Source organism: Bacillus sp. LSHTCR4, from assembly GCF_057197025.1.
In genome coordinates, this window is sequence record NZ_JBXUNO010000001.1 from 90,202 (window position 1) to 114,185 (window position 23,984).

The following is a 23,984-nucleotide window of genomic DNA, read 5'->3' on the forward strand; positions in this document are numbered from 1 at the left end:
TTATAGGTTATGAGAAAGGGTATTTTTTGCACTATTATCTATTCTTGGATATTATTAATAATATCTATATGAACTTATTTTTTTATTAAAAAGGTTTGGCGGTGTGTAAAATGATTAAAGGGATTAAAAATATTGAAACGAAAGAACCGATAAATATGTTTCTATTTATTCCCTGTAGTACTCTTTTGTTTGATAATATTTATCAACATTTTATTCTTAGAAAGGATTTTACACTACAGAAGCTTTTATTTGAACTCGTATTTTTATTTATTTTCACTTCACTTTTTTTATATAATAAGTATTTACACAAAATGAATAAACAAATGTTTACAAAATATATTTTTCTCGGCATTAGTATTATTTATCTTTTGGCATACGACCTTATGTTTATACGTAATCCAGGTGCTTCTTTACATATCCCTTATTTAGAGTGCTTCTTAGTAATTTCTGCACCTTTATTTTTAAGTATTTATTATCTTCTATCGGTATCTATTTGTATGATATGTAGATTTTTAATTGCTATTTATTATTTTGAAATTAACTATCCAATATCATTAATATTATTGTTTCTAACAATTTTTGTTACGTCATTTTTTGTATTTCTTTCATTAAAATTTTTAGTACAAAAAATCAAAGCATCCTATGAAAAACAAATGAAAGAAACAGCTTTATCGATAATGAGGATAATGGAATTAAAGGATCAATATACGAAAGGACATAGTGAACGTGTAGCTAATTATGCTACGATTCTTGCTAAAGAAACAAATGAATATGATGATAATTCTTTAAAACAATTTCATTTTATTTGTTTATTACATGATATAGGGAAAATAGGTATTCCGGATGAAGTTTTAAAGAAAGCATCTTCTCTTACAGAAGAAGAATATACTATTATTAAGACACACCCGCAATTAGGATTAGAAGTTTTTAAAAATATATCTTTAATAGCAGGTAGTGAAGACATAATTCTTTCGCATCATGAAAGATGGGATGGAAAGGGCTATCCCAAAAAACTAAAAGGAAATCAAATACCATTATGCGCAAGAATTGTTGCGATAGCAGATGCATTCGATGCAATGACTTCTTCGAGAGCATATCGTCCGGCTCTATCTCCTGAAGAAGCTTATAGACGTATTATAGAAGGATCTGGTACGCAATTTGATCCTTCTATAGTAGAGGTTTTCAAAAAGGTATTTCCTTTGTGGGAAAAAATGGTCCCAAATTCTTTTCGTTAAAAGCTCATGTCTGAAATCGATTCATATTTGAGGTATGATGAATGCGGAAAATGAAAACCCCGAATCCAATCGTGATGAAAGTTTGGAACTAGATAATGAATAAGGCATATAAAGAAAAGGTACCTATATATAGGTACCTTTTCTAATAGTTTTTTAGCAGAAACAACTGCATCCGATAATGATTAAGAGAATAAATAATACAACTAATAAAGCAAATCCTCCAGCGAAACCGCAGCCTTCGCCGCAACTACCACCATATCCCATAACATTAGTGCCTCCTTTAGATAAAAGGGTAAAACTAGGGTTCATTCCATGGATTTTAATGGGTTCACTTTACCTTATGTATGAAAGAATGAATGGAGCAGGTCCTTTTGGAAATAAAGAAAAGACGCCATTAGGCGCCTTCCTTTTAGGTAGATAAGACTTTTGTTTTCCAATCTAAAGAAATTTTGTATCAGCTCTTTGTGAGTATATCATAATATCCGATTGATTTATTATGCATTGTTGCATACTTTTATCTCCCTCTATTTTCCATTTGATAAAATAAAATTCCAATATTGATAAAATTTAAATAAATATTTATAAATATTCAATATATTTACATAAATTACAAAAGTGATACATTTAAGTTGTAAGCTATAAAAACTATTAAAGGGGGATTTATTATGTTCAAGAAATTAGTAGTAGGAGTATTGGCAACTGGTATTGCATTAACAGGAGGAATTGGGGCAGCTTCAGCTGATACGCAAAAAGCTGTGAGCTCTCCGAAGCAAGCAACATGCTCAATTCCTTATGAGTATTCTAATGGTAAATTCAAAAGAACTCTTTATTACTCAAATGGAGTATATGCTAATAGTTTTACTGAAAATGTTTGTGGCGGGACGATTACATGGTATTTAAAACATGTTCAAAATGGAGTTGCTTTTTATGAAGGCAATTTAAAATAGTAGATTTTTTGAACCTCATTTAATGAGGTTCTTTTATTTTTAGTTTTTAAACTGATTCTCGATAAAAAAGGGTTCTTACTATTACGTAAGAACCCATAAACAAAGAAAAAATCGTATGTGCCTCTATATTATTGTAGTGAAATTGAAAGTTAGCAAGCAATACTTAAAAAAGTAAAAGCGGCAAATCCGTAAAGTAACAAGCTACTAGTAGCAAGGAATTTTATAATTTCATTTGTAGAAAGAATAGTTAAACATAGTGCTATAGATGCACCTATAAAGAATTGGTACTTCGTATGTATATTTGTAAGATTAATTATTACAAGTACAGTTAAGAAAAGTGAAATGAAGTTGAAATATCTTTTCATTGTCATATTTCCTTTCAATGTTTGATCTGTATTTATTATACCAGCTTGTACCAGTAATAACATACTTTGTAATGAATCGTAATAGAAATTTCATTTTGCCATAAATAAAAAGGCGGTTGTTTCCGCAACCACCTTCAGCAAAACAAAGCACTTTTTCAGAAATAAAATATGGATGATTCCTGAAAATGTTATAGGATATAATCCCATTTCTATAATTCAAGTGACGAGCCTAATTTATAAGAAAGGAATGACTACATTATATGAAAACTTGTCTAACAAGGTTACAAATAAAAGAGCAGCTAGCAAGGGCTAACTGCTCAATACAAGGAGATACAGAGAAAACTAAATGGGTTTTGGCATACAGCCTATCAACATTATGGACATAATATTGAGTTTTATTCGAAGGAATTCTTCGTTCTTTTCCTAGTTTTTTGAAATTATTTTATTAAATAGCCAACACACTAATTGCTATAAGAATAAGTTCTAGTGTAACTGGTATTTGATTCTCTCTCGGTATATTAATTCGATATATGATGATTACAAGATGTTTTTTGTGGTTAGTGGTGAAAAATTCAGCAAAACTATCTCTATATGAAAAAAGATCCTGCTGTCTCCAACAGAACCTTTTCTAAAATGGCAAAGAGTAACTCTTACCTTACTCTTTGTTTATATAATACAGGAATGTTAATGAAAATCCAAGGCTTCTTATATTGAGAAATAAAGAATAATTATTCTAAAGAATATCAATATAAAATTAGAGATTATCATGAGGGGAGTTATAAGGAGTTACTACCTATACATATTCATAAATAAAGAAACATAATATTAATACGAAAAAATATATTAATATGAGTTTTTGCATATTTCAAAAATTAGTGTATCCCTCAAAAAGTTTTAATTGTATAATATGTTTTGTCATATTCTTTTAGATTTTTCGACAAAAAACAACATAAATAGAGAACGGTATTGGGAGAAGGAATTATGTACATAAAACTACTAAAATCAATTACATCATTATCACTTATAGGCGGTGTTTTACTATATACAAACGGCAGTGATGTAAAAGCTGCTGAGGCGGGTGCTTTTTCGGATGTGCCTACATCGCATTGGTCGTATCCGGCGATTAAAGATTTATCGAGTAAAAATATTATTTCTGGTTATGGAAATGGGAAGTTTGGTTTCGGTGATGTTGCGACGAGAGAGCAAGTTGCAGCTTTAATTTATCGTGCGCTGTTACCGAATAAGCAAGGTGGTGCGTTCAGTAATGAAGGTGCTCGTTATATATTAAAAGATGGATCTACTTTAAACAATCCGTATCGAGATATTCGCTTAGGATCTACATTGTTTCCAGAAGAGATTTTAACGTTAACGAAATTAGGGATTTTTAACGGGGATGGAAACGGAGGCTTTAGACCGAAAGATTCTGTTAGCCGTGCAGAAATGGCGCAAATTATTAAAAATGCTTTTCAAGTTTCGGCTAAGCAAAAGCATACATTTAATGATGTTCCGGATGGCTTTTGGGCAGAAGGTGCGATTAGTGCGGTGCAGTCAAACGGGATTGCATCTGGTACAGGCGACGGGAAATTTGAACCCGCTAAAACGGTAACGCGTGAGCAGTATGCACAGTTTTTATATAATGCTTTGCAATATAAAAAGCCTGCGGTTGCGGTGAAAAATACAGGAGATGCGGCACTATTAGCAGCATTTAAAGATGAAGTGCAAAAGCGTATTAATGCATACGAAACGAATATTACACTTCCATATAAAACGAAAGATGGTAACCAGGAAGAAGTAATGAAGACACTTTTCAACGCATATAAAGAAGTCGCAAGTAAAAATGAGTATACAAATTATAATAGATCGAATGTTTCATATGGAATTTCTGGATCACCTGGAAATTATACGTTTACGCTGAAAATTACATATCGTGAAACGAAAGAACAAACAGAATATGTAATGAAGCAAGCGAAGGCAATCGTTTCTTCTATTACGCAAGTTGGGATGGATGATCACGAAAAAGTAAAAGCGATTCATGATTATGTTGTAAAACATATTTCTTATGATACGTCTTATAAAGCTTACACAGCATATGAAGCACTCGTAAATCGTTCTGCTGTTTGCCAAGGTTACGCACTATTAACCTATCAATTATTAAAAGAAGCGGGAATTGAGAATCATTTTGTAGTAGGAACTGGAGACGGTCAGCCTCATGCTTGGAATTTAGTAAAAATCGAAAATAAATGGTATCACCTTGATACAACATTTGATGATCCAGTGCCAGATGAACAAGGCCGTGTAACGTATTCCTATTTCAACTTATCAGATGAGCAAATCGGAAGAAATCATGAGTGGAACCGTGGGGACTATCCGCAAGCTACAACAAATTATTATAGTACATTAACAAATAAAATTGCGGCAGGTAGCATGAAAACCACTGCATACCAACAGATTTTAAAAGATACAAAGTTAAATTATTTAGGAAATGAATACATCGCAAACAACTACAATGAATTCAAAAATAAAATGCAACAACGTTATAATACAAAATCAGCAAAGATTGAAATCCTTTATAAGCAATCAATGAATGGCGCATTGCAAGATGTGAAAAAAGTAATTGGAGAAATCGGTTATCCGCAAGGGGCAAGCCGTGTTTCTTATAGAGCTGAGCCGTATAATGCGAAAGAAGGATATTCTTTAGTGACGATTACGTTTACGTATTGATAATGAGAGAAAGCATCTGTTTCAGATGCTTTTTTATTATTTTAGTTCGACATAATGTGACAAAAGAACATAACTGTATCTGTTATGATGATTCTTGTAATTTTACATTTTGGAGGATTAATAATGAGCAAAAAGAAGATTTTCGCTGCGTTAATAGGAATTGTAGCTTTACTTGTAATTATTAATGTAGTTATTACGAAGGGAAAAACGACATCAACTAGTGAAAAAATGTACACTGAGAAAGAATACAATAAATTAGTAGATGAGCATTTTGAAGAAATGCAAAAATTAAAAAGTGATAAGAGTGTATTAGAAACTGAAAATAAATCTCTTGATGCACAAGTTAAGAAGTTAAAAGATGAATTAGCGAAAAAAGAGCAACAAGTAGCACAGCAACCAGTCCAACAAGAACAAACAAAGCAAGAACCACAACAACCAGCTCCACAGCCGGAAAAGAAAGAAGAACCAAAACCAGAACAACCTACTGGAGCATTTGAAAACCCTATGAAAAGCATAAACAAAACAGATGCAATGAACAAAGTAAAAGAAAAAGCGAAGCAAGATTTCCAAGATGATTATATGACGCAAAACTTTGTTGCGGATGAACAATCAAAAGCATTTGATTTCTTAAACGGAGTAGAGATTAAATCACAAGAAGAATTGAACGTGATGAAGAAGGCATTGGGAGATTTTCCTAACGATTTTATGACCGCAAAGTTTGTTTATGAAGAGCAAATGAAGGCGAAGAATAAGCAAGGATAATATGAAAAACGCTACTTTTTTATAAGGTAGCGTTTTTGTTATGGGTTATAAAGTTATTCCTTTATTTGACATATACAGTCTAACTGTATAAAATTAAACTATACAGTTTAACTATATAGTTTAGCTATATACTTATCGTTACATTGGAGGTCTTTATGAATAGAGATAAACATTTACCATTAACGGAAACAACGTATTACGTTCTTTTAGCTTTATTAGAACCAGCACATGGTTATTTAATTATGCAAAAGGTAGAGGAACTGAGTAATCACCAAGTGAAAATCGCAGCGGGTACATTGTATGGGGCGGTTGAAAATTTATTAAACCAAGGATTAATAGAATCGGTAAAAAGTGAAGATAAACGAAGAAAAGTGTATGTCATTACGGAACGCGGGAAAGAAGTATTGCACTTAGACTTTATGAGAATGCAGCACATTATTGAGGTTACAAAAAGTTTATTACATGTATAGTTAGGGGGAAACGATGATGTGGAGATTGAAATTCTTTTTAGACTTTGAGAAAGAGGAAAAATGGTTAGAAGAGATGGCTTGGAAAGGCTACCAACTAGAAAGCAATACATTTGGTTATACATTTAGATATACAGAACCAGAAGATGCAACGATTAGAATAGATCATAGAGTATTTAGTAGAAAAAGTGAATTTATTAATTACTGCACATTATTTGAAGATAGTGGCTGGGAGCATATAGCTGGTAATTGGTGGTCAGGTACGCACTATTTTAAAAAGGTAAATGAGGAAAGTGAAGATGATATTTTTTCAGATCAAATGTCACGAGCAGGGAAATATAAACGTCTATCTAAAACATTTTTAGAATTAGCTATATGCTCTATTCCGATATTAATCCTATTTATGTTTAATGACACGATTCATTTAGGAGCACTTGCAAATCCGAAAGAACTATATTTTACGCCAGGTCTATGGGATAAGCAAGGTGTATCATTTCTATGGTCATTCTTATTTGAAACACCATTTGCATTGATGAGAGGCTTTGCATGGTTATTTATCCCTGCAGCAATTGTTATGTATTTAGTTTGCTCGTATAAAGCAAATCGGTTGTATGAAGAGAGAAGATGATAGGGTGGATTCCCTTAAAGCTGATGCTTTGAGGGGATTTTTTAAATTTTAAAAATGAAACATTTGGGTTTTATTCTAAATTTTTACTTTATAAGCACTTGAATGTGATATGATATGAATAATAATATTCCTTAGGAGGATGGTTATCATTCATACACTTTTAGGTATTATTGGAGCAATTGTTTTACTCGCTTTTGTTATCCACCCCGGTGTCCCAGACAAACGTGTCCCTCTAAAAAATAAACTCGCAGTAATCCTTCCGTTGATTGTTATAGCCGGTTGCATTTCCTTGTATATATAATGAAAATAAGCACTTATCAAGTAACAGTAAGATAGATAGAGAAGTATATATATCTATTTTTTCCCTATGTGTAATCCCAGTGAGATGTTGCTTATAATGAGGCTTAATACATACTCAGTAATGCTTATGTTTCTAGCCAGTGGTTTAAGCAAGGACTTTTAGGTGTCATTACTACTATTGATTTTTTGTTAATTACTACATGGACTACAAAAAGATCTCATACAGACAACCAGCACAAATAAATTATTGTATTTCTCAATAAACAAAAACAACTTAACATGGTAAAATAATAGTTGGATGGGAGTCCAATACATATTATTAAAATTAAGATGGTTCAAGTCGGAGGAAGGCACCTTAGGGTGTCTTTTTCTTTTTGCTAAATGAGAGTTTTGCTTTAAAGAAGATAAATTTCCAATGGATTATTACCATGAGTATATAGATAAAGTCCATCCATATATTTGTAAAAAGGAGGAATTCAAATGAAGAGAGAGGATAATAAGATCGGTCACTTTATATCTGAAAAAGGAAAAAAAGACTTTCAAATTGCCTACGATGAATCAATGGCACTTCTTCCAGCACCTAACGATATGAAAGATATAGAAACTACATATGGCACAATTCGTACGTATTACTTTACTAAAGAGGAGAATAAACAGAAGGAACCAATACTCTTACTCCCTGGACGTGGTGCATCTACTCCAATGTGGGTACCGAATTTAGAAGGGTTAAGGGAGAAAAGGCCTGTTTACACAATCGATTTACTTGGTGAACCTGGAATGAGCGTGCAAACGAAGGTGATTGAAAACCAAAAACAACAAGCAGAATGGTTAAATGAAGTAATGGAAGGATTAGGTTTAGAAAAAGTGCATATCGTCGGTGTCTCCATTGGAGGTTGGACAGCAATGAATTTGGTCAGATATAATCCTGAGCGTATTGCTACGGCTAGTTTATTGGATCCAGTTTTTGTCTTTGCGCAAATATCCATAAAGATGATTCTAGCATCTATTCCAGCTTCCGTTCCTATTGTACCTAAGTTTATACGAGAAAAGATGTTAAGCTACGTTTCTGGGGGAGCAGAAATAAATGACGATGAGCCGATCGCTAAGTTAATTGAGTCGGGTATGCGTAATTATAAATTGAAAACGCCAGCACCTGATTTATTTAGTAAAGAAGACTTGAAAAATATTAATGTTCCAGTGCTTGCCTTAATGGCTGAAAAAAGTACAATGCACAATTCGGCAAAAGCAGTTGAAACTGGGGAAAAATATGTGAAAGATATCGATATAGTGAACTGGAAAAATGCATCTCACGCGATTAATGGTGAGTTCTCTAACGAGGTTAATGCTAGAATCCTTGATTTTGTAGAAAAACATGCTAATGATAACTAAGTTGAAAGTGAGAAATGAGTTGTAATGGCAATTTTACTTCTTCTATTTTTATGAATATGTATAATTACATAAAATTTCAGAGGAAAAGAGAGTATACTTTCTTATTGTGTAATAAAGATAAAGCCCGCCTACGGAAATAGGCGAGCTTTTTTTACATATAAAGAAAAGACAACTTTAGGGTGCCTTTCTTTGAGTTGAAACATTTTACTAGGTTAAGTATTGTGATGAGTATCTCTTTTCATTTAAAGGAACTAGAGTAGTGCATCACTTTATTTTTAAGCATCATTCTCAACAAATGTGAATATTTTCATTATCTTTTTCACTACAAAGGGTAGTAATTTAGAAGCTAAAAATGCAAGTACGAAAGCAATTGCCCATGTTTTCAACCATGATTTGAGAAATAAAGCTGTATACCCAACATTCATTGAAACCATGACGAAAGAGATAATACTAGATATACCTAAAATCATAAAGAGATTAAAAATCATTGGTTCAAATTTTTTATTGATTTTCAAAATTAACACCTATTTTCTATATATGCTTTGCTGCCCGATTTCACCAACATCTAATCTTACCGTTTGAAATCTAGGTTGTCCAGCTTGTTGTACTTTTCTGCAATAGCGACAATGGGTATATAACTACAGAGTAAATAAACGTCTTTATAATAAACTAATACTTGTGCTTTGGATGATAAAGAGCAGAACTCGATAGGCTGTATGAAGAGAAAAAGGATCCCCTTTAAGGAGATCCTTTTTACATTTTAAAGAAATCTTTCATCATTTTAGCATCTTTCATGTTCACGATCACGCCTGCAACTTTATCTTTCTTCTCATCTTTAGCAATTGTAATTTGCTCCTTATTATCAACCCATACAAGAAACTCTTCTTTTGAATCATCTTTATATGTAACGGTTATAGTAGAATGAGCAGATTCTCTCTTTTTTTGATCTAGGGTGATTGTTTTAGGAGTGCCTTTTTGAACTGCTGAAACGATAGATTGTATCATTTCTTCGTTATCTGTTTGAGATTTTGAAACGTTGTTATTTATTGTGCTAAGTATTTCAATATCTGTAATATTTGCGGAGTTTAATTGAAAGGTATTTTGTGTATGTTCTTGCTTAACTTGTGAAGCTTTATTTGTAGCCGAGGTGCTTGTACAACCTATTAAAGTGAAAGATAGAGCGGTTAGAGCGCATATAGATATAATTTTTTTCATAGTATCCCTCCTTATGTTTAATTATAACAATTTTCTGTTAATTTAGGTAGTTATTGTAAGGGGGAGATGTTTTAAAGTGGTAAATGATGTTGTTCATTTTCTATTAAAATCAAAATTCACATAAGTTTTTTCATATTTTATGTTTAACATTTTGAAAATAGGTGTACTACATATAATATAACAAATAATTCATTTTAAAGGAGGAAGTTAAAGATGGAAACGGAGTATAGTAAACCTTTTGTATATGAATTTATTACGGAGAAAGAGGTCATGAATGCGGCGAATGATCTCGTGAAGAAAGGCATAGACCAAAAAGATATTTACGTATTAACACACGAGAAAGAAAGGACAGATAGAATCGCAGACAATGCAGACGTAAATACAATTGGTATACAAGAGGAGGGACTTGGGACAAGCATTATTAATGTCTTTCAAAAAACGGGAGATCAGTTAAGAAATAAGATGCAAGAGTTAGGGCTTAATGAGGAAGAAGCAAACTTCTATGAAGAAAAGCTGGATGAAGGGAAAATCTTGTTATTCGTTAAGGATTTAGAAAGAGTCGGTGAATGGTTACAAGAAAGAAGATGCACGTATTCTATTTAAATTTGTATCCTGTAAATCTATAAATCTATTACGAAAAGGAGATGGGAAATATGAGTGAGAGCGGACTAAAAGAACAAATTACTGGTAAAGTGGAAAAGACAAAGGGACAAGTAAAAGAAGGAATTGGTGAAGTTACAGAAGATAGAAAGTTGAAAAATGAAGGGAAGTGGGACAAGACGAAGGGAACGATAAAAGAAAAAGTCGGAAAAGTGAAACAAAAGATAAGTGATGAGTTGGATAATAAAGAATAATACATGTTTATCAAGCTTTGGTTACATACCAAAGCTTGATAAATACAATATAAAACGAATATAGGAGGGTTAATTGTGGGACTTATTATTACGTGTATTGTAGGTGGACTTATTGGTGCGTTAGCTGGAATGATTACGGGAAAAGACTTTCCTTTAGGTATAGTTGGTAATGTGATTGCCGGATTAATCGGATCTTGGGTAGGTAGTGCATTATTTGGTCATTGGGGTCCTGAATGGGGAGGCATCTTTATTCTTCCAGCTTTATTAGGTGCAATCGTCTTTATTTTAATCGTTACATTCTTCTCTAGAATGCTACGGAAAGCGTAAGTATGATCATGAATAGTAATCTTAAGTTTATTATATATAGCTATAAAGTTAATAGAGTGATAAATATACATAAAAAAGCATCCAATTAAAATAATTTGGATGCTTTTTTTAGGTAATCTGCATAGGAATGAGCGGGGGATGAAGGCCCCCCGCTCATTGAAATTACACTTTCTAGTATGTATTAAACCATCGTTACTTTTTTACAATTATTTATTCTTACGACCTGCCTTGGTTCTATATGAGATAAGTCCTCGCTATTACCTATATCCACTACAATTGTATTCGTTAGTATGTTAATAATGGAACCAACTAATTTTGTAGCATGATCGTGTCGATAAGAAAATTGAACAAAATCTCCCTTTTTAAAGTTGTGCTCTTCCATAGATAAATCCCCCTAAAAATAATGTTTATACATTATACATACACAAATTTATAAGGTTTAAACATTTGGTAGTATTTTTTTAGTGTTAAGCTGAGAAAGGTGTGGAAAATTTATTTATAATAAAAATAAAAAAATATGTTTAAAATTAATTTTTATGGGTAATTAACATAGTAGTAGATTGAGATAAGGGGGCGGAAATGATGAATTTGGCAATAAATATTTTGCAAAATGATGTAGGTTATACGGTACAACTTAATGGTGAAATTGATGCATATACGGCATCAGATTTGAAAAATAAGATCATGCCTATTGCAAGCGAAAAAGAGGTTCATATTGTCGTAGATTTTAATAAGGTAGATTATATGGATAGTACCGGTTTAGGTGTTTTTATAGCGCTATTAAAAGCAGTTAAGAAAAATGATGGGAAACTAGAGTTTATTGGTGTATCTAAAAGACTAAAAAGATTATTTGATATTACAGGGTTAACAGAAATATTAAATTTGAATTCTGATTTTGAAAAAGTAGAAAGAAGGTGACTAGGGATGATGGAGAGATTTGAAAAGATAGAAATGAAAATTCCTGCAAAGGCAGAATATGTGGCTATTATTCGTTTAACAATGGCTGGTGTTGCGAATCGAATGGGCTTTGCTTATGACGATATAGAAGATATGAAAATTGCTATTAGTGAAGCATGTACGAATATTGTACAACATGCATATAAAGAAGACGTTGGAGAAATTGCAATTGTCTTTGGGCTATATGAAGATCGATTAGAAATTATGGTTGCGGATAATGGGGTTAGCTTTGATTTTAATAACTTAAAAAGGAAGGTTGGTCCGTATGATATTAGTAAACCAGTAGAACATTTGCCGGAAAATGGTTTAGGTTTATATTTAATCAATACGTTAATGGATGATATACAAATTATGCATGATGAGGGCATGACAGTTTTAATGACAAAATATATACAAAGAGAGCAGGTGGAGAATGATGGAAATCCAATCTCAACCTACAACTCTTTCTAAAGAAGATGTTATTAAACTCATTGCAGAATTTCAACAAAGCCAATGTGATGAAGCGCAGGAAAGGTTAGTTGAGCATTATAAAAATCTCGTCTATTCCATTGCATATCGCTATTCAAAAGGCGGACCGATGCATGAGGATATTATACAAGTAGGAATGTTAGGGCTCTTAGGCGCAATAAGAAGGTATGATTATTCGATAGGGAATGCCTTTGAGCCGTTTGCAATACCTACAATAGTAGGCGAAATAAAGAAGTATTTACGTGATAAAACTTGGGGCATTCACGTTCCAAGGCGAATGAAAGATTTAGGCGTGAAAATTAAACTTGCGATAGAGGAGTTAACAGATCACCTGCAACGTTCACCGAAGATTATAGAGATTGCAGACCATTTAGGACTATCCGAAGAGGAAGTGCTAGAAATTATGGATGCGAAAAATAATTATCGAGTATCTTCCTTAGATGATGTAGTTGAAAATTCATCTGATGGAAGTTCGGTAGCGAGAATTGAATCTGTAGGTGAAGTAGAGCAAGGATATGAAGAGACAGAAAGGCGTCTCGTTTTAAAGGATATTTTTAACGTATTAAATGATACGGAAAAGAGTGTTATTCATTATATATTTGGAGAAAATTTAAATCAAAAAGATACAGGGGAACGGTTAGGTATTTCACAAATGCACGTTTCTCGTATTAAAAGACAAGCGATAAGTAAATTGAAGCAAGCAGCGTTTTTAGATACATAAAAATTTAAAATAATGATGTTTAAAACATGAGAAAAGGGGTACTTATTAAGTATAGGAGGAGATATGAAATGTCACACGATGTGAAGGAACTAATCGAAGGATTGAATGAAGATTTAGCAGGAGAATACTCGGCAATTATTATGTATAACCATAATGCAGCTACAGTTTCTGGTATATATAGACAAGTGTTAAAACCTTTCTTTGAATCTGAAATTAGTGATGAACAAGGACATGCCCTATATTTAGCGGAGAAAATTAAGACGCTAGGTGGTACACCTACTACAATCCCTTTACGAGTGAAACAAGCAGAAGATGTTAGAGAAATGTTAGAATACGCTAGACAATCAGAATATGAAACAATTAAGCGTTATGAAAAGCGAAAAGAACAAGCAGCGAAATTAAATATGACAGAGTTAGTTGTAAAGTTAGAAGATATGATTGCAGATGAAACAAATCATATGGAAGAATTAGATCGTCTTTTAAATGATAAAGCAATGGTGCTAAATTAAAAGTGGAAATAATTTATAGAGTGAAAGAACAAACTCTCATCTCTGGGGGTTTGTTCTTTTGCTGTATAAATGTGTTTGAGTAGGAAATTTTCATTTTATAACTGAGTATGTAATACTAGAAAAATAGAAAATGATAATCGATTTACATTTTATATAAGAAAAGGGGAAATCACTTGTGTCCATTTTAATTGTAGATGATAATCCGGTGAATATCTTTGTAATTAAGAAGATTTTAAAACAAGCCGGATATCAGGATCTTGTATCGCTGAATTCTGCACAAGAGCTTTTCGAATATATCCATTTTGGAAAAGATTCTTCCAGGCATAATGAAATAGATTTAATACTATTAGATATTATGATGCCTGAAATTGATGGACTTGAAGTTTGTAGGCGATTACAAAAAGAGGAGAAGTTTAAAGATATTCCTATTATTTTTGTTACAGCTTTAGAAGATGCAAATAAATTAGCTGAAGCTCTTGATATGGGGGCAATGGATTATATTACGAAACCTATAAATAAAGTTGAATTGTTAGCGCGTATGCGTGTGGCATTACGCTTGAAATCAGAATTAAATTGGCATAAAGAACAGGAAGAAAACCTTCGGAATGAACTAGATTTAGCTACACAAGTACAAAGAAACTTATTAAGTAGCCCATTAAGAGAAGAGCATATAAAAATTGAAGCAAGTTACTTACCTTCATTTAAACTAGCTGGAGATATGTATTATTGGTATAAAATCGATGAAAATCGCTACGGTATTATATTATTAGATGTGATGGGACATGGTGTATCTGCTTCATTAGTTTGCATGTTTATTTCGTCTGTATTACGTGAAACGATTAAATGTTTAATCGATCCAGAACTCGTTATGAAAGACTTAAATAAATATATGACTCTTTTACATAATGAGAATGACAATATTCCCTATTATTTTACAGCGATATACTTAGTAGTTAATACAGAAGATAGAACGATTGAATATGTAAATGCAGGACATCCTTCTGGATATGTTTTAGTTGATGAAACAAATGTAGTGGAACTAAATCGCGGGAGTTGTGCAGTAGGATTTTTTGATGAAATAAAAGTTGAAAAGACAGTTATACCTTTTGAGAAGAACGCTCAAATCGTATTGTTTACAGATGGTGTCCTTGAAGCAATAGCAAATGATGAATTTGAGGCTGAAGAGAAATTACGTACTTTTACAGAAAGAAAATGGGGAGAGTTAGAAGAAGAGATAGAAGGGTTTTATAAGGAAGAACAGAAACAAGCGCAATCAGATGATATGTGTCTCATTATGATACAAACGAATGCGAAATAAAAAGCGTATGAAATCCAAATAGAGGATTTCATACGCTTTTATTGTATTTTTTGATAGATTTGTTCGTTCGGATTAAATTGAATATAATGCGGCATTATATTTGAAAAACGAAGAGTTTCTTTATTCCCTAAACATAGGAATCCGTTGTGACCTAAACTTTCATAAAATAGTTGCTGTACTTGGTTTTGAAGTTTACTTGTAAAGTAAATTAAAACGTTACGGCAAAGTATAATGTGAAATTCGTTAAAAGATTGATCAGTTACTAAATTATGTTGCGCAAAAATAATGTTTTGTAACAGTGATGGATTAAAATAAGCAAAACGATTATCTGTTGAATAATAGTTAGAAAATGCTTGTGTACCGCCAGCTTGTAAATAGTTTTTCGTATAAGTTTGCATTTTATTTAACGGAAGAATGCCTTGTTTTGCTTTTTCTAACACATTTGTATTCATATCTGTTGCGTAAATAACAGCTTTTTCACTTAATCCTTCTTCTTGAAGTAAGATGGACATTGATAATACTTCTTCACCAGTTGCGCATCCAGCATGCCAAATTCTAATTTCAGGATGCTTTCTTAATTCAGGAATGACATGCTCTCTTAGCGCCTTAAAAAAGTTAGGGTTACGGAACATCTCAGTTACATTAATCGAGAAATCATTTAATAGCTGTTCTAAAACCCCTTCCTCATGAATTACTTTTTCAATTAATTTTGAAATGGTAGGGATATTAGAAAGCTGCATTCGATTACAAATCCGCCTATAAATAGATGTGCGAGCATATTGGCGAAAATCAAATCCTGATAGTTTAAATACCGCTTCCAATAGTAAGTCAATTTCTAAGTTCGTACGCTTATCCGTATCTACTGATGGATCAAAATTATAATACTTATTTTCCACTGAAACGAAACCTCACTTATTTTATTAACCAAACACTCATTACCGAATAGAGTTGATGTAAATTTAATGGTTTACTTATATAATCTGAAGCGCCAGCAGATAAACATTTTTCCTTATCATTTGGCATTGCTTTCGCAGTTAATGCGATAATAGGTATTTCATGTAACCCTAAGTTCATTCGGATATGTTCCATCGTTTCATAACCGTCCATATTTGGCATCATAATATCCATTAAAATAAGGTCGATATTTGTATTGTTTTTTAGTATTTCTAAACACTCTAGGCCGTTTTGTGCAGTAATGATATTGGCATGTTGTTTTTTTAATGCATTTTGTAATGCAAATATATTTCGGTGATCATCATCGACAATTAAAATAGTTTTCTCTTGGAAGACGTTATTTGTTTCTGGGATAACAATAGTTTCCTCCACAACTTCAGCAGGAATAACATCTTCTATCGTCGCTGCGACTTCTAAATTGGATACTTGTATATCAGTTAATCCATTTGGAAGGTTAGGAATATATACGGTGAAAGTACTACCTTCTCCTACATGACTCTCTAACGTAATCCAACCACCTAATAATCTAGCAAACTCTTTACAAATAGATAACCCTAAGCCTGTACCACCATACTTCCGAATCGTTGCGCCATCTGCCTGTTGAAAGGCTTCGAAAATAAGTTGATGCTGTTCTTTAGCGATACCAATACCAGTATCTTTTACTGAAATTGTAATCCAGTCTTTACTTACAGACTGCATATCATCACTTAAATTGCTTGTTTTTATCGAATCGAAATGTAAAGAGACAGATCCTTTTTCCGTGAATTTAAATGCATTGGATAATAAGTTTTTAATAATTTGTTCAATCCGTTTTGCATCTGTGTAAAACAGATCAGGAATGGTGTCACTGTCTTCAACAGTGAATTCGACATTTTTTTGTGCAGCGATATGTAAGAAGTTTTGATGCATACTTGCTGCCATATCACTTATGTTCGTTGCTTCAAAAATGACATCTAGTTTTCCGGCTTCTACTTTAGATAAATCAAGTATGTCATTAATTAAAGTAAGCAAATCTTTCCCTGATGAATGAATAACTGTTGCTAATTCAATTTCATCATCGGATAAATGATTATCATGATTTTCTCTTAACATTTCAGATAATAGTAAAATACTATTTAACGGTGTGCGTAATTCATGTGACATATTTGCTAGGAACTCTGATTTGTATTTTGAGCTACGTAACAACTCGCTTGCTTTTTCTTCTAATTCTAATTTAGTAATTTGTAAGTCAGCTGTCTTTTGTTCAGCTTCTTCAGTTCTAGTTTCTAATTGTTCATTCGTTGTTCGTAATTCTTCGGCTTGCATTTGGAGTTCTTCGGCTTGCGTTTGTAACTCTTCTGATTGAACTTGCAACTCTTCCGTCATTGCTTGTGATTCATGTAAAAGAGTTTGAATTCGCATACGTCCCATAATACTATGGATTGTTAAACCTAGATTATCAACAGTTTGTTGGATTAAATCTTGATGTAAGTCTGAGATCTCAGTTACACTTACTAACTCCATTACTGCAATCACTTCATCTTCAAATAAGACAGGGATGACTAGTAGATTTTTAGGACGTATTTCTAATAATCCAGTAGTAACGTAACGAAACTCTTCGGGTATGTCCCTGAGAATAAAACTTTTCTTTTCTAAAGCAGTCTGTCCAATGAAACCTTCACCCATTTTAATGGATTGTTTTCCAATATCAGCACCTTGATCGGCGAAAGAAGCTTTTTTCACATAGTAGACAGTTTCTTCAACTTCTTCACGTACATAAAATGCACCGCAAGAAGTTTGCGTTTTTTGTATAATGCCACTCAAAATTTTGTTGCCTAACATTTCAATAGAAGATACACCTTGATACATTAAAATTAATTCTGCAAGCTCAGTTTGTAACCACTCTCTTTTCGATATTTCGTCTAGTAGGTGGTTCGTTGTATGAGCAAGATCTTTTATTTCGTCATGGGTGTTTACATGAATTCTTTCCGTAATTTTTTCTTTCGAAGAAATGGATTTAATAGCTTGAATTACATTTTTAATCGTTTTTGTAATGGAATTCGAAATATAGAGTGAAACGATAATAGAAATACAAGATAGTAAGAACAATAAACTGTATAACCAAAGCTCTAATTTATTATTTTTAGTATCTAATTGTGCAGCTCTTTTTTTCGTTAGTTGTTCCTCTACACTACGGAAGTTAGTTACCTGCGATTGTAATGATTGAATTTGAGTCGTATCGATTGCTTGTACGTTATTACTATTGTTATTCGTAATGAGTGGATGAATCTCTTTATTAATCCAACTAGTAATGTTTTCATTAATCTGCTTTAATTTTTCTTGCTGAGAAGGGTTATCCTCTAATAGAGCAAAAAGATCTTGATAATGTTTTTCATAATCCTTTTCCGCGGCGTTAAGGGATTGAACGTAATTTGCATCATTAGAAGTGATAAATCCTTTCGCTTTATTTTCAATTGTTAGCAATTCTTTCTCCACTTGATTCGTTAAATTAAGAACTTTAAAATCGTGATCAATAATAAAATTACGAGATTTTTGTAAATTGGAAATCTGATTGTTTAGCATAATGAAAGAAATAAGTAAGAACAAAATGATAACTAAATAACCAGCCATAATTTTGTAGCGAATACTAAATTTTGCTTTCGAGTTCATTAAAAATTCCTACCTTCAAGGTTATTAAAAGTTTTCTATTGTAAAGAATGAAAAACGTAATATATATTATATCAGTTTTCATAAGCTCAAACGAGAAATCCCCCTATTGTATTAGGGGGCTCGTTTTGAATAGAGGAAATCATTTTGAAGTATAAAACGATATATGAAAAGTAACAATTGAGGGAATAGGGGGATCACAAAACTTTTAAGAAGGAAAGAGTGTTCTTAAAGCTCTTTTTGCATCTATTCCTTCAAAGATAAATAATACAAGCTCTCTCTTTTTTACAGTAAGGAAAAATGATACTAATGTGCTTAAGTTTTTAATAGCAGTAAGTGTTCCGTGTTTACTTATAAATACATTCGTTTGAAATGTTGTCATTAAAGCGTAAAAATGATGAATCTGCGTTATTGTAGGTGTTTCATTATAAAGAATAGTAGTAGAGTGAATGGCATTCATCGTAATATTCCTTTCCATATAATAAGCATAACAATATAAACATACCCGTTTTAAAAAATGTTAAACATATAAATAAGAAAAAATATAATTATAGTTTTTTACGTTTAGAAAGAGTTAGGAAGGGTATACATATACCATAAAGAGATTGATTGAAGATAAATTGAAAGATTTCTAGTCTATAAAAATATATTTTACTTTAAATTAAAAAGGAGACTGTTACATATGGATAAAATGATAACGGATATTACATTTGATTTCATTTACTTGTTAAGTAGTTCTCTTGTAATTCTTTTATTATTGGCGTTTTTCGTAAATGGTTATGTGAATAAAAAAATTAGTGTATATAAAAACGAAGAGTAATAAAGAAGCATTATATAAAACTTTAGGAGGTTAATAGTTATGAATGTAGATAGAAAAATAGTAGGTGTTTTTCAAACAATTGATGATGCGGCACTCGTTATTAATGAATTAAAGGAAAAAGGATACCCGGCAGATAACATTTCGGCTATTGCGAAGGATCAAAAGGAAATTGAACATCTGGAAGAAAAATCAGGTGAAAAAGTGAATCATGAAACTGCGCATAAAGCGGATATCTTTTCAGCGACAGGGCTTGTAGCAGGAGGAGTAGCAGGAGGACTCGGTGGTTTATTAACAGGTCTTGGTGTACTTGCCGTATCTGGACTGGGCCCAATTGTAGCAGCGGGACCTATTGCAGCAGCTATTGGAGGAGCGGGTATTGGCGGAGGAGCTGGAAGTTTAATAGGAGCATTTATCGGCTTAGGAATCCCTGAAGACCATGCTAAAAAGTATGAAGAATATATTTACGATGGAAATATATTAATTTTAGTAGATGCAAAATTAGATGATAAGTTAGAAATCTATAAAATATTTGATAAGCATCATGCTTATAACTCTGATTTCTTTAAATAATATGTACGTCACATATTTAAACATAATGAATATCGTTTTTTGATCTTACAACTTTGGCGCGACCGAGGAGTCGTATGACTATAAGAGAGGAAGGGCTTATAGTAAAAGATCAAGTTCTATTCTGTTATCCCGCATTAACTGCCCGTAAAAGCTCGATTGGTTCAACTAATTAAAGTTTCACTTTATTGAAAAGAGAAGAGGTGTCTATTCGTGATTGTAAAAATATTAAAGGATAGTAGTAATAGTTTCCTTTGTACAGTTCAAAATAAAAATGGAGATCAGTATGTGAAGAAATGGTTTCGTAAACATGAAAACAATGAAGAATTAGGACGACCGACTTTCAAAGAAGTAGAAAAGGAATGGAAAGAAAATAAAGAGTCGTTTATGTATCCTAATGTTAAAGCGCTTTATTAAAATGAAACATAATGCGCGCTTCATTCTTACAAAACTGTCACATTCCTGTAAGGTAATTCAATAGATTCGTTACTTGTTCCATGTCATAATAAAGACATAAGAAAGCTAATTAAAACTACAACTTATTAGGAGAGTGTCAGTCATGATTGTAACAACAACGTCTGGAATTCAAGGTAAAGAAATTATTGAGTATATCGATATTGTAAATGGTGAAGCTATTATGGGTGCAAATATTGTCCGCGATTTATTCGCTTCTGTTCGTGATGTTGTCGGTGGTCGTGCTGGTTCTTACGAAAGCAAGCTAAAAGAAGCTCGTGATATCGCAATGGATGAAATGAAAGAACTTGCAAAACAAAAAGGTGCGAACGCGATCGTTGGCGTTGACGTAGATTACGAAGTAGTTCGTGATGGAATGTTAATGGTTGCTGTAAGTGGTACAGCTGTACGTATATAAGTAAATAAAAAAACAGGCTCACCCCTTGAAGTTTATGCTTTGAGGGGATTTTTTTGTTCACAACTAAAGTTAAGAGAGAAAAGAGTTGATTGCTAGCTTACTTATTTCAATTTTAGTATATTATTTCCAAATGAGAAAGTGATAGTATAGGAAATTTGTATATATTTAATGAAGATGTTAACTTTATGACAAATAATAAAATTGCTATTTGATGTACGGCCAGAATGAGTGGTAGGAATAATTTTAGAGAGTGTATAGTTGATAGAAATAAACGATGGAGCATGTAAAGAGTTATATTACATAAAATTGATCCCACTTTAATGGGCAGTAAGTCCCCCACCTCAAAATTCAGCGAAAGCAAAGAAGTTAGGTGGGGGGGCGGGCTGCCCATTAAAGTCCGATTGGTGAGGGCTGATAATCAGTAGGGGATGAAGAAAACCCCCACTGATTAAAGTTTCACTTTATTATGAATGGAGGCGGTTACAATATGTTTTGGTTAGGGTGTTTTTTAGGATACATTGTAGGTTCCGTTATTACATGTGCGCTACTTTACTTTGGGTATAGATCCCATGAAAATAAAAAAGCGGATATGCAAAAAGGGGAGGAGAGGAAAATCAATAAAAAAGGTGTATAGTAGGTGGAAAGGTAAGGTGATAGTGTTAATACAAAAATAAAGGACAGTACATATTGTATATGACGACTATGTGCTGTCCCGTTTATTCTTTTTGGATTAGGAAAAGTTGTTTCCTGTCTTGCTGTAAAATTCATAGGCGAAATATCCAAATAAATAGCCTATTCCAGCTCCTAAACTAACTGAAAGCAGGGAGAAGTTCGGAAAAAATATACTGAAAATCAAACCGATCATACAGCCAACAAGCATTCCTATAGGTATTAAACTATCCAATAAGTTTTGAGCTTCTTTTGATTTTTTCTTACCTAATTTTCCGTTCTTATATTTATGTTCCAATCTTTTTATTACAAATACTACAATTCCCCCGACTAGTATAACAGGCCAAATTGCCGAAATTAACCACATGTGAAAATCTCCTTTCACCTTTTAATAGAATTATACCAGATACTTACAAATGTTCGCTCTTAAAGGTATTATCTAGTCTATTTAAAAGGCCAATCAAAAAGACTCCTTCCTTTGCATTTAATAACTCGTCAAAAACACTTTCCGATACGATAAACTTAACTAAATCTATACAATTCAATCAAATTTACACAAGTTAGTGCTTCATCGTGTTCTCGCAACCCCAAAGGGACGAGGGGTATAACACTCCACACGAGGCAGTATCGTTACCTCCTATTATCAAGCATTTATTTTACCCATCTTGATAAATTTATCGAAGCATTCAAATCTCTATCGTGATGGCTATTGCATGAAGCACAACACCACTCACGTATTTTTAAACTCCACTGTCCTTCTGGTTGAACTGAATGGTCGTATTTTACGCCGCAACATGAACAAATCTTGCTTGAGGCGAACCATTTATCAGCTTTTACATACGCAATGCCATATTTCTCGCACTTGTATGATAAACATTGAAAGAAGAAGTTTAATTTTTGAAATAAAAATGCTTTCGATAGTTTTTTGTTTTTTAACAGGTTTGAGATAGGTAAGTCTTCCACAACAATCCTCATTGGTTTGGTTTTCACCAATTTTGCTGTTGCTTGATGGATATGGTTATTTCGGATATTCGTAATTTTCCTAGATAACCGCAGGTGCTCAGCTTTCGCTTTTTCATATCCGGCAGACTGAATTTTCACACCTTTTTTAAATCTCCTAGACATATCTCTTTGTGCTGACTTTTTCCTTCTCAAAAGTTTTTTAACCTTAGCATCTTTGTTTATATTTCGTTCTTTCATACCATTAGAAGCTACAAAAAGCTCTTTTAAACCAACATCCACACCAATCGACTCATTGGTTAGTTCTTGTGATTCAAAGTCTTCTTGGAATCCTACACTAATCCACCAGTGACGACCATCAAAGGTAACTCTTGGATTGGATGTTTTTTTGTTTCTTGGTAGTTGTTGGCTTGTTTTCACTTCTCCAATAGACTGAATATGAACGACTTTCTTTCCTATAATCAGTCTTTCATAATTGGCATAAAATCCTTGGATTAAATCTTTTTTAGATTTATAAGAAGTGTGAGAACCATTTTTGTACTTTTTGAACGAATTTTTTCTCGCCGTATCAAAATCTTTTGAAGCCTGTTTGGAAACTTGTGCATTAATGTCTTGTAACCACTCATATCTCTTTCGCTTCTTAATCTTTGTAAATCGTTTCTGTAAAGCTAACTGTGAAACAGATTTTCCAAATAGCTTATAATATCTATCACTCATTCTTTTACAATAGTTATAAGCGAATCTTGCAGCACCAGCATGGTTTCTAAGCACTTGTTCTTGTTCAGGCGTTGGAATCAGTCTGACTTTCTTCGCCAATATCATCAGAATGTAACTCCTTTAATGAAAGATTTGTTCTTCTGAATCGTAGCGTGTTCCACCAGCATTCTCCTGAGACTACTCGGATGCAAACCTGTTAATTCTGATACTTGACTAACTCGTAAAAATTTCATTATTATTCTTACCTCATTGAACCTATCATAGCACGTACGTTCGGTATGTTCAATGAGGTTTGATAGATTTAATTAAATGTATCTCGTTCAACTAAGGGCGCAATTCCTTAGCCAGTTCTCTTATGAACTTCTCATATTTTCACATGAGCGCAGACTATATGTTTATCTCTTTAGAGATAGAGGATTTTTCCATCACCATAGGCTTGTGATGTACTCTCGTCAGTTATACGAGATAGTCGTTGAACGTTCATCTTATCCATTTTGACTTAGATGATTCGAGGCGGAAGACCCATTGTTCTAGTGTTTAGGATTTAACCTTGCACCATCTGATTGATTTTTTCTGCTTTCGCGACATTCACGCTCG

Annotated in this window: 29 protein-coding genes; 19 read left to right on the top strand and 10 right to left on the bottom strand. The window is 32.8% G+C overall.

Annotated elements, in window-relative coordinates; translation table 11 throughout:
* The first annotated feature begins 110 nt into the window (after positions 1–110).
* Positions 111–1,235 carry an HD-GYP domain-containing protein gene (locus tag AC2CGR_RS00430; protein WP_131101553.1) on the top strand — a complete coding sequence of 375 codons (1,125 nt, stop codon included), beginning with the start codon at positions 111–113 and terminating at the stop codon, positions 1,233–1,235.
* 153 nt (positions 1,236–1,388) lie between these two features.
* On the opposite strand, the gene AC2CGR_RS00435 is transcribed toward AC2CGR_RS00430, so the two are convergent.
* Positions 1,389–1,499, bottom strand: coding sequence for a YjcZ family sporulation protein (locus tag AC2CGR_RS00435; RefSeq protein WP_000540371.1), 111 nt, complete (start codon positions 1,497–1,499; stop codon positions 1,389–1,391).
* A 401-nt stretch (positions 1,500–1,900) separates the two neighbouring features.
* On the opposite strand from AC2CGR_RS00435, the gene AC2CGR_RS00440 reads away from it, so the two are divergent.
* Positions 1,901–2,182 carry an LCI fold-containing protein gene (locus AC2CGR_RS00440; RefSeq protein ID WP_000473859.1) on the top strand — a complete coding sequence of 94 codons (282 nt, stop codon included), beginning with the start codon at positions 1,901–1,903 and terminating at the stop codon, positions 2,180–2,182.
* 149 nt (positions 2,183–2,331) lie between these two features.
* Here the strand turns inward: AC2CGR_RS00440 and AC2CGR_RS00445 are convergent, their stop codons facing one another.
* Complete coding sequence (locus AC2CGR_RS00445; RefSeq protein ID WP_033686203.1) at positions 2,332–2,547, bottom strand: hypothetical protein; 216 nt, start codon at positions 2,545–2,547, stop codon at positions 2,332–2,334.
* Positions 2,548–3,528: 981 nt separating this feature from the next.
* Between AC2CGR_RS00445 and AC2CGR_RS00450 the strand changes: the two genes are divergently transcribed.
* From AC2CGR_RS00450 to AC2CGR_RS00470, 5 genes are all read left to right on the top strand, one after another.
* Positions 3,529–5,268, top strand: coding sequence for an S-layer homology domain-containing protein (locus AC2CGR_RS00450; protein WP_087965692.1), 1,740 nt, complete (start codon positions 3,529–3,531; stop codon positions 5,266–5,268).
* A gap of 123 nt (positions 5,269–5,391) precedes the next feature.
* Entirely contained in the window at positions 5,392–6,030 is a 639-nt protein-coding gene (locus tag AC2CGR_RS00455) for a hypothetical protein (RefSeq protein WP_001970529.1), read from the top strand.
* Positions 6,031–6,185: 155 nt separating this feature from the next.
* The gene (locus AC2CGR_RS00460) at positions 6,186–6,500 is read left to right on the top strand and encodes a PadR family transcriptional regulator (protein WP_484480417.1); all 315 of its coding nucleotides are present in this window, start codon (positions 6,186–6,188) and stop codon (positions 6,498–6,500) included.
* Between the two features lie 13 nt (positions 6,501–6,513).
* Complete coding sequence (locus AC2CGR_RS00465) at positions 6,514–7,125, top strand: DUF2812 domain-containing protein (protein WP_071729316.1); 612 nt, start codon at positions 6,514–6,516, stop codon at positions 7,123–7,125.
* A 780-nt stretch (positions 7,126–7,905) separates the two neighbouring features.
* Positions 7,906–8,814, top strand: a complete 909-nt coding sequence (locus AC2CGR_RS00470; RefSeq protein WP_087965686.1) for an alpha/beta fold hydrolase — start codon at positions 7,906–7,908, stop codon at positions 8,812–8,814.
* Between the two features lie 275 nt (positions 8,815–9,089).
* On the opposite strand, the gene AC2CGR_RS00475 is transcribed toward AC2CGR_RS00470, so the two are convergent.
* Together AC2CGR_RS00475 and AC2CGR_RS00480 are read right to left on the bottom strand one after the other, a co-directional pair.
* Positions 9,090–9,329 carry a DUF2798 domain-containing protein gene (locus AC2CGR_RS00475; RefSeq protein WP_087965684.1) on the bottom strand — a complete coding sequence of 80 codons (240 nt, stop codon included), beginning with the start codon at positions 9,327–9,329 and terminating at the stop codon, positions 9,090–9,092.
* Positions 9,330–9,567: 238 nt separating this feature from the next.
* Positions 9,568–10,029, bottom strand: coding sequence for a hypothetical protein (locus tag AC2CGR_RS00480; protein ID WP_087965682.1), 462 nt, complete (start codon positions 10,027–10,029; stop codon positions 9,568–9,570).
* Between the two features lie 213 nt (positions 10,030–10,242).
* On the opposite strand from AC2CGR_RS00480, the gene AC2CGR_RS00485 reads away from it, so the two are divergent.
* The 3 genes from AC2CGR_RS00485 to AC2CGR_RS00495 all read left to right on the top strand — a co-directional run bounded on the left by AC2CGR_RS00485 (position 10,243) and on the right by AC2CGR_RS00495 (position 11,210).
* A complete protein-coding gene (locus AC2CGR_RS00485; RefSeq protein ID WP_087965680.1) occupies positions 10,243–10,632 on the top strand; it encodes a YflT domain-containing protein in 390 nt (129 codons plus the stop codon).
* Between the two features lie 50 nt (positions 10,633–10,682).
* Positions 10,683–10,883 carry a CsbD family protein gene (locus AC2CGR_RS00490; RefSeq protein WP_044792628.1) on the top strand — a complete coding sequence of 67 codons (201 nt, stop codon included), beginning with the start codon at positions 10,683–10,685 and terminating at the stop codon, positions 10,881–10,883.
* Between the two features lie 75 nt (positions 10,884–10,958).
* Entirely contained in the window at positions 10,959–11,210 is a 252-nt protein-coding gene (locus AC2CGR_RS00495) for a GlsB/YeaQ/YmgE family stress response membrane protein (protein ID WP_000522902.1), read from the top strand.
* Between the two features lie 181 nt (positions 11,211–11,391).
* On the opposite strand, the gene AC2CGR_RS00500 is transcribed toward AC2CGR_RS00495, so the two are convergent.
* Complete coding sequence (locus AC2CGR_RS00500) at positions 11,392–11,592, bottom strand: methyltransferase (RefSeq protein WP_070757249.1); 201 nt, start codon at positions 11,590–11,592, stop codon at positions 11,392–11,394.
* 197 nt (positions 11,593–11,789) lie between these two features.
* Between AC2CGR_RS00500 and rsbV the strand changes: the two genes are divergently transcribed.
* The 5 genes from rsbV to AC2CGR_RS00525 all read left to right on the top strand — a co-directional run bounded on the left by rsbV (position 11,790) and on the right by AC2CGR_RS00525 (position 15,183).
* The gene (rsbV, locus tag AC2CGR_RS00505) at positions 11,790–12,128 is read left to right on the top strand and encodes an anti sigma b factor antagonist RsbV (protein ID WP_029437717.1); all 339 of its coding nucleotides are present in this window, start codon (positions 11,790–11,792) and stop codon (positions 12,126–12,128) included.
* A gap of 6 nt (positions 12,129–12,134) precedes the next feature.
* A complete protein-coding gene (gene rsbW, locus AC2CGR_RS00510) occupies positions 12,135–12,617 on the top strand; it encodes an anti-sigma B factor RsbW (protein ID WP_088306814.1) in 483 nt (160 codons plus the stop codon).
* On the top strand, positions 12,580–13,356 hold the full coding sequence (gene sigB / locus AC2CGR_RS00515) for an RNA polymerase sigma factor SigB (protein WP_484480418.1): 777 nt from the start codon (positions 12,580–12,582) through the stop codon (positions 13,354–13,356). Before rsbW ends, sigB begins: the two co-directional genes overlap by 38 nt.
* A 68-nt stretch (positions 13,357–13,424) precedes the next feature.
* Positions 13,425–13,865, top strand: coding sequence for a ferritin-like domain-containing protein (locus tag AC2CGR_RS00520; protein ID WP_000017762.1), 441 nt, complete (start codon positions 13,425–13,427; stop codon positions 13,863–13,865).
* A gap of 175 nt (positions 13,866–14,040) precedes the next feature.
* On the top strand, positions 14,041–15,183 hold the full coding sequence (locus AC2CGR_RS00525) for a fused response regulator/phosphatase (protein WP_000025558.1): 1,143 nt from the start codon (positions 14,041–14,043) through the stop codon (positions 15,181–15,183).
* A 38-nt stretch (positions 15,184–15,221) separates the two neighbouring features.
* Here AC2CGR_RS00525 and AC2CGR_RS00530 read toward each other — a convergent pair whose 3' ends face one another.
* The 3 genes from AC2CGR_RS00530 to AC2CGR_RS00540 all read right to left on the bottom strand — a co-directional run bounded on the left by AC2CGR_RS00530 (position 15,222) and on the right by AC2CGR_RS00540 (position 19,243).
* Complete coding sequence (locus tag AC2CGR_RS00530; RefSeq protein WP_071723719.1) at positions 15,222–16,079, bottom strand: CheR family methyltransferase; 858 nt, start codon at positions 16,077–16,079, stop codon at positions 15,222–15,224.
* 16 nt (positions 16,080–16,095) lie between these two features.
* Complete coding sequence (locus AC2CGR_RS00535; protein ID WP_484480419.1) at positions 16,096–18,786, bottom strand: ATP-binding protein; 2,691 nt, start codon at positions 18,784–18,786, stop codon at positions 16,096–16,098.
* A gap of 205 nt (positions 18,787–18,991) precedes the next feature.
* A complete protein-coding gene (locus tag AC2CGR_RS00540) occupies positions 18,992–19,243 on the bottom strand; it encodes a hypothetical protein (protein WP_142237788.1) in 252 nt (83 codons plus the stop codon).
* Between the two features lie 222 nt (positions 19,244–19,465).
* Between AC2CGR_RS00540 and AC2CGR_RS00545 the strand changes: the two genes are divergently transcribed.
* The 4 genes from AC2CGR_RS00545 (at position 19,466) to AC2CGR_RS00560 (ending at position 21,041) form a co-directional block, all read left to right on the top strand.
* Complete coding sequence (locus AC2CGR_RS00545; protein ID WP_000359813.1) at positions 19,466–19,603, top strand: hypothetical protein; 138 nt, start codon at positions 19,466–19,468, stop codon at positions 19,601–19,603.
* Between the two features lie 39 nt (positions 19,604–19,642).
* Positions 19,643–20,173 carry a general stress protein gene (locus tag AC2CGR_RS00550; protein ID WP_061686272.1) on the top strand — a complete coding sequence of 177 codons (531 nt, stop codon included), beginning with the start codon at positions 19,643–19,645 and terminating at the stop codon, positions 20,171–20,173.
* A 210-nt stretch (positions 20,174–20,383) separates the two neighbouring features.
* Positions 20,384–20,587 (top strand): DUF4028 family protein, encoded by a 204-nt coding sequence (locus AC2CGR_RS00555; RefSeq protein WP_087965668.1) that lies wholly within the window; start codon positions 20,384–20,386, stop codon positions 20,585–20,587.
* A gap of 142 nt (positions 20,588–20,729) precedes the next feature.
* The gene (locus AC2CGR_RS00560; protein ID WP_000637511.1) at positions 20,730–21,041 is read left to right on the top strand and encodes a YbjQ family protein; all 312 of its coding nucleotides are present in this window, start codon (positions 20,730–20,732) and stop codon (positions 21,039–21,041) included.
* A gap of 730 nt (positions 21,042–21,771) precedes the next feature.
* Here the strand turns inward: AC2CGR_RS00560 and AC2CGR_RS00565 are convergent.
* On the bottom strand, positions 21,772–22,077 hold the full coding sequence (locus tag AC2CGR_RS00565) for a hypothetical protein (protein ID WP_410490530.1): 306 nt from the start codon (positions 22,075–22,077) through the stop codon (positions 21,772–21,774).
* Positions 22,078–22,361: 284 nt separating this feature from the next.
* On the bottom strand, positions 22,362–23,492 hold the full coding sequence (locus AC2CGR_RS00570; protein ID WP_270185416.1) for an RNA-guided endonuclease InsQ/TnpB family protein: 1,131 nt from the start codon (positions 23,490–23,492) through the stop codon (positions 22,362–22,364).
* Positions 23,493–23,984 lie beyond the last annotated feature (492 nt).